The organism is Streptomyces endophytica, from assembly GCF_026153355.1.
Lineage (GTDB): Bacteria > Actinomycetota > Actinomycetes > Streptomycetales > Streptomycetaceae > Streptomyces > Streptomyces endophytica.
The window spans coordinates 1,756,041-1,769,853 of record NZ_CP110636.1; the positions used below are offsets into that span (position 1 = coordinate 1,756,041).

General features: G+C 73.4%; 15 protein-coding genes, 1 tRNA gene and 2 pseudogenes. 14 read left to right on the plus strand and 4 right to left on the minus strand.

Translation table 11 applies throughout. The features are described from left to right. The first annotated feature begins 87 nt into the window (after positions 1–87). The 5 genes and pseudogenes from OJ254_RS07935 to OJ254_RS07955 all read left to right on the plus strand — a co-directional run bounded on the left by OJ254_RS07935 (position 88) and on the right by OJ254_RS07955 (position 3,867). Positions 88–293: pseudogene (locus OJ254_RS07935) on the plus strand (ferredoxin). 218 nt (positions 294–511) lie between these two features. Further along, positions 512–940: a hypothetical protein gene (locus OJ254_RS07940; protein ID WP_265361776.1), complete on the plus strand. Its 429-nt coding sequence runs from the start codon at positions 512–514 to the stop codon at positions 938–940. Positions 941–1,140: 200 nt separating this feature from the next. Next, positions 1,141–2,196: an NAD(P)-dependent alcohol dehydrogenase gene (locus OJ254_RS07945; RefSeq protein ID WP_265361777.1), complete on the plus strand. Its 1,056-nt coding sequence runs from the start codon at positions 1,141–1,143 to the stop codon at positions 2,194–2,196. Between the two features lie 217 nt (positions 2,197–2,413). After that, positions 2,414–3,082 carry a hypothetical protein gene (locus OJ254_RS07950; RefSeq protein ID WP_265361778.1) on the plus strand — a complete coding sequence of 223 codons (669 nt, stop codon included), beginning with the start codon at positions 2,414–2,416 and terminating at the stop codon, positions 3,080–3,082. Positions 3,083–3,117: 35 nt separating this feature from the next. Then, positions 3,118–3,867 (plus strand): RNA polymerase sigma factor, encoded by a 750-nt coding sequence (locus OJ254_RS07955; RefSeq protein ID WP_265361779.1) that lies wholly within the window; start codon positions 3,118–3,120, stop codon positions 3,865–3,867. Here OJ254_RS07955 and OJ254_RS07960 read toward each other — a convergent pair. Continuing rightward, positions 3,768–6,023: a nitrilase-related carbon-nitrogen hydrolase gene (locus tag OJ254_RS07960; RefSeq protein WP_265361780.1), complete on the minus strand. Its 2,256-nt coding sequence runs from the start codon at positions 6,021–6,023 to the stop codon at positions 3,768–3,770. The genes OJ254_RS07955 and OJ254_RS07960 overlap by 100 nt on opposite strands. 299 nt (positions 6,024–6,322) lie before the next feature. On the opposite strand from OJ254_RS07960, the gene OJ254_RS07965 reads away from it, so the two are divergent. From OJ254_RS07965 to OJ254_RS07975, 3 genes are all read left to right on the plus strand, one after another. Continuing rightward, positions 6,323–6,922, plus strand: a complete 600-nt coding sequence (locus tag OJ254_RS07965; RefSeq protein ID WP_265361781.1) for a DUF4232 domain-containing protein — start codon at positions 6,323–6,325, stop codon at positions 6,920–6,922. Between the two features lie 167 nt (positions 6,923–7,089). Then, positions 7,090–7,386 carry a type II toxin-antitoxin system VapB family antitoxin gene (locus OJ254_RS07970; RefSeq protein WP_006604254.1) on the plus strand — a complete coding sequence of 99 codons (297 nt, stop codon included), beginning with the start codon at positions 7,090–7,092 and terminating at the stop codon, positions 7,384–7,386. Positions 7,387–7,639: 253 nt separating this feature from the next. Further along, a complete protein-coding gene (locus OJ254_RS07975; RefSeq protein WP_265361783.1) occupies positions 7,640–8,290 on the plus strand; it encodes a LytR C-terminal domain-containing protein in 651 nt (216 codons plus the stop codon). A gap of 123 nt (positions 8,291–8,413) precedes the next feature. Here the strand turns inward: OJ254_RS07975 and upp are convergent, their stop codons facing one another. Then, on the minus strand, positions 8,414–9,049 hold the full coding sequence (upp, locus tag OJ254_RS07980; RefSeq protein WP_030417064.1) for a uracil phosphoribosyltransferase: 636 nt from the start codon (positions 9,047–9,049) through the stop codon (positions 8,414–8,416). 175 nt (positions 9,050–9,224) lie between these two features. On the opposite strand from upp, the gene OJ254_RS07985 reads away from it, so the two are divergent. The 4 genes and pseudogenes from OJ254_RS07985 to OJ254_RS08000 all read left to right on the plus strand — a co-directional run bounded on the left by OJ254_RS07985 (position 9,225) and on the right by OJ254_RS08000 (position 11,050). Continuing rightward, complete coding sequence (locus tag OJ254_RS07985; RefSeq protein ID WP_265365392.1) at positions 9,225–9,455, plus strand: hypothetical protein; 231 nt, start codon at positions 9,225–9,227, stop codon at positions 9,453–9,455. Positions 9,456–9,665: 210 nt separating this feature from the next. Beyond that, positions 9,666–10,193 carry a tRNA adenosine deaminase-associated protein gene (locus OJ254_RS07990; RefSeq protein WP_265361784.1) on the plus strand — a complete coding sequence of 176 codons (528 nt, stop codon included), beginning with the start codon at positions 9,666–9,668 and terminating at the stop codon, positions 10,191–10,193. A gap of 242 nt (positions 10,194–10,435) precedes the next feature. Next, a pseudogene (gene tadA / locus OJ254_RS07995) lies at positions 10,436–10,863 on the plus strand (tRNA adenosine(34) deaminase TadA). A 100-nt stretch (positions 10,864–10,963) separates the two neighbouring features. Then, positions 10,964–11,050: transfer RNA gene (locus tag OJ254_RS08000), tRNA-Ser, on the plus strand. A 61-nt stretch (positions 11,051–11,111) separates the two neighbouring features. Here the strand turns inward: OJ254_RS08000 and OJ254_RS08005 are convergent. Next, positions 11,112–11,591, minus strand: coding sequence for a hypothetical protein (locus tag OJ254_RS08005; protein WP_265361785.1), 480 nt, complete (start codon positions 11,589–11,591; stop codon positions 11,112–11,114). An 81-nt stretch (positions 11,592–11,672) separates the two neighbouring features. After that, positions 11,673–12,452 (minus strand): DUF2127 domain-containing protein, encoded by a 780-nt coding sequence (locus tag OJ254_RS08010; protein WP_265361786.1) that lies wholly within the window; start codon positions 12,450–12,452, stop codon positions 11,673–11,675. A gap of 709 nt (positions 12,453–13,161) precedes the next feature. Here OJ254_RS08010 and OJ254_RS08015 point away from each other — a divergent pair. Both OJ254_RS08015 and OJ254_RS08020 read left to right on the plus strand, forming a co-directional pair. Then, complete coding sequence (locus tag OJ254_RS08015; protein WP_265365393.1) at positions 13,162–13,305, plus strand: hypothetical protein; 144 nt, start codon at positions 13,162–13,164, stop codon at positions 13,303–13,305. Between the two features lie 52 nt (positions 13,306–13,357). Next, positions 13,358–13,651, plus strand: a complete 294-nt coding sequence (locus OJ254_RS08020; protein WP_265361787.1) for a Dabb family protein — start codon at positions 13,358–13,360, stop codon at positions 13,649–13,651. The last annotated feature ends 162 nt before the right edge of the window (positions 13,652–13,813 follow it).

Below are 13,813 nucleotides of genomic sequence, written 5' to 3' on the forward strand. Positions count from 1 at the left end.
CCCCGCCGCTTCCAGGCGCCGGCCCACCGTTTTTGCCACCACTGACGTTTGCCACCACTGAGGCTTGCCACCACTGGGGAGAGAGTCATGCGCGTCCACATCGACCAGGAGAAGTGCTGTGGGCCGGGAGCTGTGTGCTGTCCGCGCCCGACGTGTTCGACCAGCGGGAGGAGGACGGGATCGTCGTGCTGCTCGATGCCGCGCCGCCGGCCGAGCTGCATGACGCGGTGCGGGAGGCCGCGGCGATCTGCCCGGCGGCCGCGATCACGGTGGAGCAGGTCGAGCGGGTGTAGCCGTCGGCGATGCGGCTCCCGGCGACGCCCGCCGGATCGATCGGCGACGCCCGCTGAATCAATCGGGGATACCCGCTGGATCGATCGGCGACGCCCGCCGGATCGATTCGGCAGTACTCCTTCGTGTGACGGGCACATCGTCGGGCGTGTGCATGGGCAGCTCGCTTTTCGCGCGGGGCGCCGAGCCCCCGCGGGAGAAGTAGGGAAGGAAGCTGCCCATGCGTGTGTCCGAGACCGTGCCCGAGACCGTGTCCGAGAGCCTGCCTGAAACCGTGTCCGTCCGCCGGCCCGGGCGTCTGCGGCGTTCCGTCACCGTGGTCGCCACCGCGGTCGGGGCCCTCGCGCTCGCCACGCTGCTGCCGGCGTCCTCGGCCGGGGCGGCCACCGGCCCGTTCAGCTACGTCTACGACGACGGGACCGGTGCGCCGCGCCTGGGGCTGCTGGCCGATCCGCCCAGCCGGGAGTGCCTCACGCTGCCGGAGGTCGCCGACCCGGCCGTTGCGCCCGCGCACACGCCACGGAACTACACCGCCTCCACGGCGACGGTCTTCGCCGGCGCCGACTGCACGGGCGACTACTTCAACCTCCGGCCGAACGGCGGCCATGCCTCCGAGCGTCTGAAGGTACGGTCGGTCGTCTTCTCCTGACGACATGCCCACGGCCCTGCCCGCGGCCGTGACCATGCCTGCGGCCACGCCCGTGCCCGCAGCCACGCCCCTGCCCGCAGCCGCGCCCCTGCCCATGGCCGTACCCACGGCCCAAGGTGGTTCCGCCAGTACTAGGCCTGCTGTGCATATGTTGAACGGTGCACTGGTTACGGAAAGCGGAACCACGCATTCTCGATGGCATGACCCACACCTCTGTCTCCGCGTACGCCGCCCCCGCCCCGAAAGCACCGCTGGAGCGGATCACGATTCCGCGCCGCGAGCTGGGGGCCCACGACATCCTGATCGAGATCAAGTACGCCGGCATCTGCCACTCCGACATCCACACCGTGCGCGCCGAGTGGGGCGACGGCGGGAACTTCCCGATCGTCCCCGGCCATGAGATCGCCGGTGTGGTGGCCGAGGTCGGCGCCGGGGTCACCCGCTACCGGACCGGTGACCGGGTCGGCGTCGGCTGCTTCGTCGACTCCTGCCGGGAGTGCGACAACTGCCGGGCCGGTCTGCAGCAGTACTGCACCGGTGAGCTCGGCAACGTCGGTACGTACAACGCGACCGGCCGGGACGGCGAGACCACCCACGGTGGCTACTCCACCCACCTCGTCGTCGACGAGAACTACGCGCTGCGCATACCCGACTCCCTCCCCCTGGACGCCGCGGCCCCGCTGCTCTGCGCCGGCATCACCCTCTACTCCCCGCTCGCCCACTGGAAGGCCGGTCCCGGCAAGAAGGTGGCCGTGGTCGGTCTGGGCGGCCTCGGGCACATGGGCGTGAAGATCGCGCACGCGATGGGCGCGGAGGTCACCGTGCTGAGCCAGTCGCTGCGCAAGAAGGACGACGGTCTGCGGCTGGGCGCGGACCACTACTACGCGACCTCCGACCCGGCCACGTTCGAGCAGCTCGCGGGCACCTTCGACCTGATCGTCAACACCGTGTCGGCGAACCTGGACCTGAACGCGTACCTCGGGCTGCTGCGCACCGACGGCACGCTGGTCCAGGTCGGTGCCCCGGAACACCCGCTGCCGGTCGCGGCGTTCGCGCTGATCCCGGGGCGGAAGTCGCTCGCCGGGTCGATGATCGGCGGCATCCCGGAGACGCAGGAGATGCTCGACTTCTGTGGTGAGCACGGGCTGGGCGCGGACATCGAGGTGATCGGCGCGGAGCAGATCAACGAGGCGTACGAGCGGGTGCTGGCGAGTGACGTGCGGTACCGGTTCGTGATCGACGCGTCGACGATCTGAGGCAACCGGCCGGGGCGTGCGCCGTCGCGGGGAACCGGCGGCTGCGGTGGGAAATGGTGGTGCGGAACCGGCGGACAGGCGAGGGGAAACGGTGGTGCGGAACCGGCGGCTGCGGCGGGAAGCGGTGCGCGGAAGAAATCCGGGTACGTGCGGCAACCCCCGCGTCCGCCGGGCGTCGTGAGGGGTGAGGGCGCCAATCGGCGCCGCCCTTCGACGCATGAACGTGGAGCAGCCGACCGTGACCCCGAAGCTCACCCCGTCCCCCACTACGGATTCCACCACGGATCCCACCATGGACCCGACCACGGAACCGACCACGGAACCGACCACGGAACCGACCACGGAACCGACCACGGACCCGACCTCGTTCCCCGCTACGGGGCACGCCCCTGCCTCCGGCCGCCGGGCCCCTGCCCGCGCCGGGCTCGTCGCGGCGCTCGCGCTGGCCGTCGTACCGGTGCTTGCCGTCCCGGTGGCGGCTGCCGGGTCGGCGTACGCCGCGGAGCGTTCGTCGGCCGCCGGTGCGTCGGCGGTGCCGAGTGCCCGGCCCACCACTCCCGGCCACCACGAACCGACCGCCCCGCCCACGTCCGCCCGTCCGGAGCCGACCGCCCCGCCCTCCTCCCGTCCTGAGCCGTCCGCGTCGCCCACCCGGCCGGGACCGCGGCCGAGCACGGCGACGCCCAGCCCCAGCGTGCCGCCGGGCACGAAGCCGACCGCGGCGCCGAGCCCCGTTCCGTCGTCTCCGTCGTCCGCCGGGGGCGGCAAGCAACTCGCGCGTACCGGTGCCTCTTCCGGGACCACCGCGGCGATCGGCGGTGCCGCGGCCGCGCTGATCGCCGCGGGCGGCACCACCGTCTACGCGGTCCGCCGCCGGCGCGGCTGAGTCCGTCCGCGCCGCCCGTCCCGGTACGTACGTCCATGGAGTACTCCGCAGCCGTCTGCCCCGCCCCGGTCCGGTTCGCCGTGCCGGGGCGCCGGCGTGCCCGGTGGCGGTGGCTGGTGCCTTCGCGGTGGCTGGTGCCCGCGCGGTGGCTGCTGCACACCGTCCGGCCGGCCTCCGCCCACCGCGACACCTCCGACTCCCTCCGCGACAGCTCCCGTCCGGGCCCTCCGGCCCGACCCCTCCCGACGACGGGGGAGCCCCCGTGCCCGACGACGGGGGAGCCCCCACCGCCCGACCCTCCACCCACGATCAGCGAGCTCTACCACGCGCAGCGGCTCGCGATGGTGCGGCTGGCGGTGCTGCTGGTCGATGACCGGGCCACCGCCGAGGACGTCGTCCAGGACGCGTTCACGGCGCTCTACAAGCGGCACGGTGAGCGGCTCGCGGACGTCGACAACGCGCTGGCCTATCTGCGTACGGCGGTCGTGAACGCGGCCCGTTCGGTGCTGCGGCGCCGGCGTACCGCGCGTGACTACACCCCGCCCCATGAGGCGGACGCGCCGTCCGCCGAGGAGCGGATCGTGCTGGACGAGGAGCACCGCGAGGTGTTCGCCGCGCTGAGCGGGCTGACCGCGCGCCGCCGGGAGGTGCTGGTGCTGCGCTACTGGGGCGATCTGACGGAAGCTCAGATCGCGGCCACGCTGGGGATCAGCCGCGGTGCGGTGAAGTCGATCGCCAGCCGGGCGCTGGACTCCCTGGAGAAGATCTTGGAGGGGCGGTCATGAACGGTCCTGGCAGGCGGTCCGTGCGGCCGGTGGAAGACCGGTTGCGGCGGGCCTTCGCGGCGCGTGCGGAGAGCATCGAGGTCCGGGACCTGCGGCCGGCCGCGCCGCCCGGGCCGCGGTCGCACCCCGCCCGGCGGCCGGCCGGCCCGCGGCGGTCCCGAGCCCGCCGCTGGTGGCTGCGCCCGTCCTGGCCGGGCCACCCCGGGCTGCGCCGCTTCGGGCTGCCGTTGGCCGCGGCCGTGGCGGCCGCGGCCGTCGCCTTCGGCTATCTCGCGGCCGCTCCCGACGCGTCCCGGGCCCGTCCGACCGGCCGGCGCCCGCGACGCCGCCGCGCCCGGTACGCCCGTCGCCGTCACCGTCGCTCCCGGGCCGCCCACCGGCCCGGACGGGCCGTCCGCGCGCCCCTCGCCCGGCCGCACGTTCCCGGGCAGTGCCGCCCCGGACGGTGCGTCGGCGGGCGGCGCGTCCGCGGGCAGTACGTCCGGAGCCACCGCCTCGCCGGGGCCGGACGGCGAGCCGTCCCGGGCGCCGCGCACCGAGCCGTCGGAGCCGCCGCGGAGCAGCGGTACGGCGCGCCCGCCGGCGACTGCCAGCCCCAGCACGAGTACCGTGCCGACCGCGCAGAGCAGGGCGAACACATCGCCGGCCGCGCCGTAGACCGTCTCGGTGCGCGGCTGTACGGGCAGTTGGGCGACGAGGGTCTGCCGGTCCGCGGTGAAGTAGTCGGCCGTGGACCGGATCCGGCCCTGGTGGTCGACGGCGGTGGCGACGCCGTGCACGGACTGCCGGATCATGCTGTAGCCGTATTCGACGGAGCGGAGGACGGCCCGCTGGGCGTGCAGCGCGTCGAAGCCGGGCCAGTCGTTGGCGGGCACCATGACCAGGGCGGCTGCGTTGTCGGCCGCCTGTCGCATCAGGGCGGGGAAGTCGGCGTCGTAGCAGATGACGGTGGCCAGCCGGCCGTACGGCGAAGCGGCGACGGGTACGTTCCCCTTGCCGGGCCGCATCTGCTCCATGGGGGTGGGGTGGGTCTTGTCGTACGTCCAGGCGACCTTGCCGTCCGGGGTGACCAGTGCGGCGACGTTCCGTACGTAGGGGGCCTGCGGGACGAAGAGTTCGTAGGCCGCGTCGACGTAGACGTGGCGGGCCCGGGCGATCGCGGCGACCCGGCCCAGCAGCCGGTGCTCGTCGGCCGCCAGGACCCCGGCCTGGGTCTCCGGCCACACCACGATCCGGGCGCCGGCCCGCGCCTCCCGCTCGGTGCCGGCCACCAGGTCGTCGGCGACCGGCGCCAGCGCCGTACGCACCCGGCCGGGAGCGGCCCGGACCAACTCGCGGGGCCGGTACGGCCGCAGGCCGCCGGCCCGCATCGCCCGCTCGGTGGCCCGTTCCGCGGCGCGGCCGGCGCTGATGCCGGCGACCCGTACGGTCTTCGTCGTCGGCGGGAAGAACAGCAGCCGTGCGCCGCCGGCGCCCAGGACGACGGCGAGCACCGCGGCCCACACCAGTGCGCCGCGCCGGATCTCCCGCGGGTGGAAGCCGCGCTGCCACGCCCAGTGGGCCGTCGAGGCGGTCCAGGCGACGACGAAGCTGATGCCGTAGGTGCCGGTGACGGAGGCGAGTTGGAGCAGCGGCAGGAAGCCGTGCTGGGTGAAGCCGAGCAGACCGTAGTCGCCGAAGTCGACGAGCCGGGTGAAGAGGTACTCGCCGCAGACCAGGACCGTGGGGAAGGCCAGGGTGCCGGCCGCGGAGGCGGTGCGCGACGCGACCAGCCGGTCGGCGGCGAACGCCGCTGTCTGAAGAAGGGCGAGGGCGGCGAACGCGCCCAGTGCGGACGGCACGAACACCAGGCCCGTCGACAGCAGCCACACCAACTGGCCGAGTCCCAGCGCGTATCCGACGCGCAGCAGTCCGTGCCGGGCGGGCCGCAGCCGGGCGTAGCGCAGCAGGAAGACGGGGAACAGCCAGGCGGCGAGCGCCACATGCCAGTTGCTGTGCACGGCGAGGGCCAGGAGGACGGTGCCCGCCCACCAGAGCCGGCGGCCGGGGCGGCCCCGGCCGGGCGGACGCCCCCGCGCCGCCTTTCCCTCTCCTCTCGTGCGTCCCGTTCCTCCCGCGCTTCCCCCGCCTCGGAGCCGGGTGGTCACCTGTGGCATTCCGCTGTCCCCCTCGTCGTTGCGCCGGTGCCGCCGTTGCTGTCGTCGCCGTCGTTGCTGCCGTTGCTGCCATTTCCGTCGTTGCTGCCGTTGCCGTCGTTGCCGTCGTTTCGGCCGACGCTAAGGAGCGCGGGGTCCCGGCACCGCCGCCGTTCGGCAGGAACGGCCCCCGACTTTCGTCAGGTCCGGGCCCTCCTTCGACCGGCCCGCGTTCCTCGCCCGTGGGCGTTAGCCGCGCGTTAGCCGATCAGCAGCGGCGGCGCGGAAGGTCAGGGACACGCCATCGTCCGGGAGCCCTCATGCCGCCGCTCTTCCCCTCCGCCCGCCGGGCCCTCGCCGCGGCGCTGACCGTCACCGCCGTCCTCGCGCCGGTCACCGCCTGCCACGGCACCGGCGCCAACCGGTCCGACGACCCGGCCACCGCCGTCTCCCCGGCCCCCGCCTCGCCGACCGTGACGGACGGCGGCCCGCCCCGGGGTCCGGGCGGCCGGGTCATCTGCACGCCCGAGATGCTCCGCTTCCACGCCGGCGCGCTGCCGCACCGGGCCCGCCGGATGCTGCTGACGGTCACCAACTACGCAAACCGGCCCTGCGACTTCGCTGCTCCGCACCATCCGCTGCTGAGCTTCGGCGACGGCCGCCGGCCCGCCGTGCCGGTGATCGGGCGCAGCCGGCCGGGCTCCGTCGGCACCCTCGCGCCCAACGCGACGGCCTACGCCCTGATCACCACCGGTACGGGCGGCAACGGCCGGAAGGTCTCGCAGTTCGGGGTCGCGCTGGCCGCGCACACCGTCGCCACCCAGGTCGGCCTGGGCGACCGCACCCCGGCCCGGGTCGATCCGCGCACCGCCCGCGTCACGTACTGGCAGCCCAGCCGGGCGGCCGCCCTGCGCTGGTGAGGCGGATCCGGGGGCCCGCGCGGCGACTTCCGGGCGGGTGCCTGCCCGGCAGACCCCGGGCCCGGACCAGGCCATCGGGGGTTTCGGTCCCGGTTTTCGGCAAAGATCACCTTTCCACCGCTGCGGGATGGCTGCGCCCGGTGCCGCTCGCCCGGTAGGCTTTCCGTGTGATCTTCAAGCGCATCGGAAATGGGCGGCCGTACCCCGACCACGGCCGGGAGAGCACCCGCCAGTGGGCGGATGTCGCCCCGCGCCCGGTACGCCTCGACCAGTTGGTGACCACCAAGCAGCAGCTCGACCTGGAGACGCTGCTCGCCGAGGACTCGACGTTCTACGGCGACCTCTTCGCGCACGTCGTGAAGTGGGAGGGCGACCTGTATCTGGAGGACGGTCTGCACCGCGCGGTGCGCGCCGCGCTCCAGCAGCGCCAGGTGCTGCACGCCCGGGTTCTCGAACTGGACTGACGCTCCGCCAGCAGCCCGCACCCGAACGGCACGTACCCCCTGCCGGGTCCACCCCTGCGCCGAGGCCCGGCCGATCCCGCACGCCGGCCGCCGAGGACTCCCCCGCACACCGGGCAGAAACCGGCCGTTACCGCCCGGCCCGGCACGTCCCCACCCAACCCACCCTGCCCGAATTGACCCTTTTGGGTTGGGTCTCGCGCCACGCGTTGATCATCTAGTAGGCACGGCCTGTCACCCGCACTACGCTGCGCCCATGAGCATGCTGACGCCCCCGGGCATGGGCGGTAAGAAGTACCGCATCACGGGCGACAGGTATCCGCGGATGCGCCGCCCCCGCCACCGTCGCCGGATCGTCCTGACCCTCCTCGCCACGGCCTGCGCGCTCGGCCTGGCGGGCTGGGGCACCCTGCAGCTCATCGACGTCTTCGGTGGCCGGAGCGGCACCGCGCAGGCCGCCCAGGACAAGAAGCACTGCCCGGACGGCGGCCGGAAGACCGCGGTACGGGCCACGCCGGCCGCGCAGAAACCGCCCGCGCCCGGCACCCTCACCGTCAACGTCTTCAACGCCACCCAGCGGTCCGGGCTCGCCAAGCGCACCGCCGACGAACTCAAGAAGCGCGGCTTCAAGATCGGAAAGGTGGGCAACGCCCCGGCCGCCTACGACAAGAAGGTCAAGGGCGCCGGGATACTCCTCGGTCCCACGGCGGCGGCCGACGGCCCACTGAAGGTGCTCGCCACCCAGCTCACCGGCGCCGAGCAGAAGACCGACGGCCGCAAGGGCGCCGATCTCGACCTGATCATCGGCGACGCCTTCAAGGAACTCGCCACCCCGCAGGCCGCCGCCAAGTCCCTGGCCGTACTGAACCGTCCGGCCCAGGAACCGGCCCGCGACGCCACCTGCTGACCGTACGGAAGCCGCAACATCTGGCGGCCGTGCGAGCGGGCCCCGCACCACCGGATGGTGCGGGGCCCGCTCGCTGCTCGGAAAGCCCGGCTCGAAGAGCTCTGCTCGGAAAGAGGGGTGGGGTCAGCCGGCGGTGCCGTACATCCGGTCGCCCGCGTCGCCGAGGCCGGGGACGATGTAGCGGTCCTCGTTCAGCCGCTCGTCGACCGCCGCGGTGACCACCGTCACCGGCGTACCGGCCAGCGCCTTCTCCATGACCGCGACGCCCTCCGGTGCGGCCAGCAGGCAGATCGCGGTGACGTCGTCCGCACCGCGCTTGATCAGCTCCTGGATCGCCGCGACCAGCGTGCCGCCGGTGGCCAGCATCGGGTCGACGACGTACACCTGCCGGCCCGAGAGGTCGTCGGGCATCCGCGTGGCGTAGGTGTGCGCCTCGTAGGTCTCCTCGTTGCGGACCATGCCCATGAAGCCGACCTCGGCGGTGGGCAGCAGCCGCACCATGCCGTCCAGCATGCCCAGACCGGCCCGCAGGATCGGCACGACCATGGGCCGCGGGTGCGAGAGCCGCACGCCGGTGGTCGCCGTCACCGGCGTCTCGATGTCGACCTGCTCGGTGCGCACGTCCCGGGTGGCCTCGTAGGCGAGCAGGGTGACCAGCTCGTCGGCGAGCCGCCGGAAGGTGGGGGAGTCGGTGCGCTTGTCGCGCAGAGTGGTGAGTTTGTGCGCCACCAGCGGGTGGTCGACGACGTGGATCCGCATGACATCGACAGTAACCGAGGCGGAGAGCCCCGGCGCCCGCCGTGCACCGCCCGGCCGCCGGCCACGATGGCCCGGCCCGGCTGGCATCACTCCGCCGGATAGCGGGAAAGTGGGCACGTACGCCCGATCATGCATCGCGTCCTCGGGCGCAGTCCTCGCCGAGGTGGTGTGCAGCGTGCCCGACCCCCAGTGGACCGACAACACCGACAACACCGACGACGCCTACGACATCGACGACGCGGGCACCGCCCGTGACCCCGAGAGCGAGGCGGCGCGCCGACGGCGCCGGGCGCAGTTCCTGCGCGAACTGCACGAGGCGAAGGAGCTCCGCAACCGCGTCCAGCCGCGCCGGGTGCGCGCCGAACGGATGCGCCAGGCCATGCGGATGCGCTCTTTCCGCTGGTAATCGAGGGCATTCCGCTGAGAGCGGAACAGGCCCCGGTGCCCGGTAATGCTGCGGCACGTGAGCGACATCTCGCACAACCTCCGCACGACGCAGCGTCGAAGACCCCGCGCGAGCGCGTTGTTTCTGCCACGATTCCGAAGGGGCGGGACCACCGGCGTGCACGCCGCCCCGCCCCGGCCCGGCACGCCTATGACCAGTGGGAGAGTCACGGTGTACTTCGCCGCACTGCTCGCGCGCACCGAAGACGGGTGGGAAGCGAGCGATACGGAGCTCGACAATGTGGAGACGCTGACCGATCTGGCCGATCTGGCCCGAGAGGCAGCGGTCGACGACGACACGGTGGTGGCCCTGCTGGAGCAGGAGGACGCCTGGTTCGGAGTGGTCCGGGTGGACGGCGACGACGACCCCCGCATCTTCGTCTCGAACGCCGCCGCCGCGGCCCGCAGCTCGTACGGGTCCCTGCTGACCGACGAACTGCTCGGCCGGGACGAAACCGTCGAGGACGACCTCGACAGCCTCGACCTGGACGGGACGGAGGACGGCGAACCCGAACGGGACGACGAGGCCGAGGCGAACACCGACAACGGCAGCCCGACCCCGGCCGGACCGCTCGGCGACGCCGGGCTCCTGGACGACCTCGGCGTCGGCGAGAAGGAACTGCTGGCCCTCGACGGCGACGCCCTCTCGGAGATCGCCGATGCCCTGGGCTGCACGGACGTGCTGGAGGCGGTCCGGTAGCCGGGGTCGCAGCGACTCCGGTCAACCGCGGTGGCGCGGTGTCCGGAGCCGGGGTCCGGTGGGCGGCGACCGCTGCGCTCCGGCCCCGGCCCGGCGCCGGCCCCGCCCGGTCACCCGCACCCGCCCCGGTCACGGACACTGGGTGGCATGAGCGCCCCCGGTCCGGCCCGCTGCCCGATGTCCCGCCTTCCCCGGCGCCCGCTCCGCTGCCCGATCCGTTGCGTGATCCCTGGATCGGGCCGATGCGGCAGGCGCTGGGCGAGGCCGCCCGCGCCCCGGGACCGGCGACGTCCCGGTGGGTGCCGTCGTGCTGTCGGCGGACGGCACCGTCCTCGGCACCGGGCACAACGAACGCGAGGCCACCGGCGACCCGACCGCGCACGCCGAGGTCCTCGCCCTGCGCGCGGCGGCACGCACCGTCGGGGAGTGGCGGCTGACCGGCTGCACGCTGGTCGTCACCCTCGAACCCTGCACGATGTGCGCCGGCGCGCTGGTGCTCTCCCGGGTCGACCGGGTCGTCTACGGCGCCCGCGACGCCAAGGCCGGTGCGGCCGGCTCGCTCTGGGACGTCGTGCGTGACCGACGTCTCAACCACCGCCCTGAGGTCATCACCGGCGTCCTCGAAGCGGAGTGCGCGGCCCTGCTCACCGCGTTCTTCCGCGACCGCTGACCAGTGGCGGGGCCGCGTACCCGCCCCGCCCCCGCCCCGTTCGTCCCGCCCCGGGAATCCGATTTCGGTGCACGGCCCCCCGTGGGCTAAGCTCTCTCTCGGTAGCGTGTCCGAGCGGCCGAAGGAGCGCGCCTCGAAAGCGCGTGAGGGGGCAACCTCTCCGTGGGTTCAAATCCCACCGCTACCGCTCAAGGGCAAAGGCCCCGATCCCTTCCGGATCGGGGCCTTCGTCATGTCCGGGGTGGCGGCTAGTCGTTGCGGCGGCCACGCAGTGCACGGCGCACGAAATGCACGATCAGCCAGATCACCAGAACGATGAGGACCAGGAAGACGACGAACAGGACGATCAGGAAGATGCCCAGCTTCTTGAAGAAGCCGCGCTTCTTCTTCGTCTTGCCCTTCGACTTCCAGGAGGACTTCTTGTCCTTGGAGACGGTCTTGAAGTGCGGCATCGAGTGGTGCGAGCCGTGCGACGAGTGGAACGCCCCGTGGTGGCCGTAGGCGGCGGACTGCGCGGGGGCGGCGGCGAGCGTGCCCGCGGCCTCGGTGCGGACCGTCTCGGTGCGGACGGCTGCGGTGCGGGCCGCCTCCGGGGCGGTGCGGCCGGCCGCGGTGGCCGGGGCGACGGCGGCGGCCAGCAGGCCGGCCAGCAGCGCCAGCACCACCGCCGTGCGCCGGCGGGCGGCGGACGGGCGCGGTGAACCGGAGCCGGATCGCGCGGAGTTCACCGGCGTGGGTGTGAGTGCGGGTGTGGATGTGGATGTGGATGTGGGCATGGTGGGTCCCCCCGGGGTCGGACGTTGAGGCGTTCAGGCGTTGTGGGTCGTGGTGGACAGGCCGGCCGAGGTCTCGACCTCCAGGAGGGAGGCGCTGTGCCGCTCCGCGTCGAAGGCCGCCCGGCCGCCGCGTAGCCCGAACAGCCGCTTGGCGAGCGCGATGTAGAGCACCGCGAGGATGTTGATGACGAGCGTGGCGATCTTGAGCCAGCTGACCTTCTCGGTGAGCTCGTAGATCTCCAGCGGCAGGAAGGCGGCGGTCGCGACGACGGTCAGGTACTCCGCCCACCGCTTGGCGTACCAGAGGCCCACGCCCTCGACGATCTCAATGACGGCGTAGACCAGCAGGGCCACGGCCACCAGCACCAGGGTGGAGTGGCGGTAGCCGAAGGTCTTCTGGATGGTGCCGACGACCGGTGAGTGGTCCAGGTCGTAGTGGAAGTGCCGGGCCACCGGGCGGAGCACGGCGATGTACTCGTCGAAGAACCGGCGGACCGCGTCCTTGCGGTTGCTGAACTGCCAGACGCCGACCGCGGCCAGCACGATGAAGACGCCGCGCACCGCCCGTTCGACGGCCAGGAAGCGCAGGATGAACAGGTCGCGGAGGACCTTGCCGCGCGGGACGAGCGGGGCGTCGGCGGCCGGCCCGGCGCCGTGCGGCTCGCCGAGCGCGAAGTCGCCGCAGCGCAGGCAGCGCCAGGCCTCGCCGAGCGCGGTGTCGGCCCGCAGGTTCCGCCGGAGGTGCTCCTCGGTGGGGAGATAGGTGATGTGCCCGCGGCGCGCGCAGGTACGCCGGTCCCAGTCGATCTTCATCGTCGGAGCCCGTGGTCCTTTCGTCGTCCCACGCGGCCGTCCGCACCGCGCCGCGGCGCGCCGCCGCGCGTCATTCTGTCGCGTACATGATGCATGGACGCCGCGTCGTACGAGGTGAGGGACGCGGGGACGGCGGGTGACGGTTGCGTGCGGCGCCGGGACCACGGCGGGCCGGTCCGGGGGGAGGGGAACGGCGGGCCGGTCCGGGGGGACGGTGGGCCGGTCCGGGGGGACGGTGGGCCGGTCCGGGGGGACGGTGGGCCGGGGGGAGCGGCCTCAGGGAAGCCGCTCCCCCCGGCGCGGACCGAACCCCCAAGCCCACGCCGCTTTCCGGGGGGAAGTCGCGGCGTGGACCCCGCAGCGAGGCCCAGGTCCGGGGCCCGCGGATTCCTGCCAGATCCTCGGGCCACCGTTTTCATGGTGCCTGCGGGGCCCCCTCCGACGGCCCGGCAAAGGACCTGCTTCGCCGGGCCTTTGGTCCATAAAGTCCGGATCAGGGGCCGCCTCAGGGACCGGGTCGGAGCCCGGGTCGGGGTGCGGTCCGCCCCTGCCGGAGGGGAACCGTGCGTACTCCCGGCTCCCCGGATCGAACACGTGTGGTTACACTCGCCCGACTGCATCCGGCCGCCCGCACCACCGCGGGAGCTGCAGGGACACCGCAGGGGACTGCCACAGGGGAGACGGGACGATGGCGCAGGCGAAGAAGATCGTGTTGTACCTCCTCATCGTCTTCGTGCTGTACACGATCATCACCTCCCCTCAGCGTGCCGCCCAGCTGGTCCAAGTAGGCTTCGAGGGCATCTCGTCCGCTGCTCAGGGCGTCGGCGAGTTCATGACCCAGCTGATCAAGTAGGGCCGCCCGCTCCCGGCCGGCCCCGTTGATCACCCGCCGCACGGAGGCCCCTGTGATCCGCCACCTGGTCCTGTTCAAGCTCAACGACGGCGTCTCCCGGGACGAGGAACGCGTCCAGGCCGGCGCCCGGGCCTTCGCGGCACTCGAGAACGAGGTTCCGGAGCTGACGTTCTGGGAGTGCGCCTGGAACATCACCGACCGCCCGATCGCCTACGACTTCGCGATCAACTCGGCGGTGGCCGACAAGGACGCCCTGAAGCGGTACATCGAGCACCCGGCCCACCAGGCGGCCGCCGCCCAGTGGCGCGAATTCGCCACCTGGGTGATCGCGGACTACGAATTCTGAGCCGCGGCACCCCGCACCCGGTCCCCCGGAGCGCTCGGCGCACGATCCGCACACCTTCCGCACCCGTTCACCGGAGCCCCTCGCCCCCCGCGGGCGGGGGGCTTCCGCGCGCCCTGCCCCACTCCCTCCGCGCCCCCGCAACACCTCCTCCCGCCACCCCTC

Coding starts and splice junctions, on each gene's coding strand:
- OJ254_RS07940 (WP_265361776.1), top strand. CDS start 512: ATGCGTGTGTCCGAGACCGTGCCCGAGACCGTGTCCGAGAGCCTGCCT.
- OJ254_RS07945 (WP_265361777.1), top strand. CDS start 1,141: ATGACCCACACCTCTGTCTCCGCGTACGCCGCCCCCGCCCCGAAAGCA.
- OJ254_RS07950 (WP_265361778.1), top strand. CDS start 2,414: ATGAACGTGGAGCAGCCGACCGTGACCCCGAAGCTCACCCCGTCCCCC.
- OJ254_RS07955 (WP_265361779.1), top strand. CDS start 3,118: ATGGAGTACTCCGCAGCCGTCTGCCCCGCCCCGGTCCGGTTCGCCGTG.
- OJ254_RS07960 (WP_265361780.1), bottom strand. CDS start 6,023: ATGCCACAGGTGACCACCCGGCTCCGAGGCGGGGGAAGCGCGGGAGGA.
- OJ254_RS07965 (WP_265361781.1), top strand. CDS start 6,323: ATGCCGCCGCTCTTCCCCTCCGCCCGCCGGGCCCTCGCCGCGGCGCTG.
- OJ254_RS07975 (WP_265361783.1), top strand. CDS start 7,640: ATGAGCATGCTGACGCCCCCGGGCATGGGCGGTAAGAAGTACCGCATC.
- upp (WP_030417064.1), bottom strand. CDS start 9,049: ATGCGGATCCACGTCGTCGACCACCCGCTGGTGGCGCACAAACTCACC.
- OJ254_RS08010 (WP_265361786.1), bottom strand. CDS start 12,452: ATGAAGATCGACTGGGACCGGCGTACCTGCGCGCGCCGCGGGCACATC.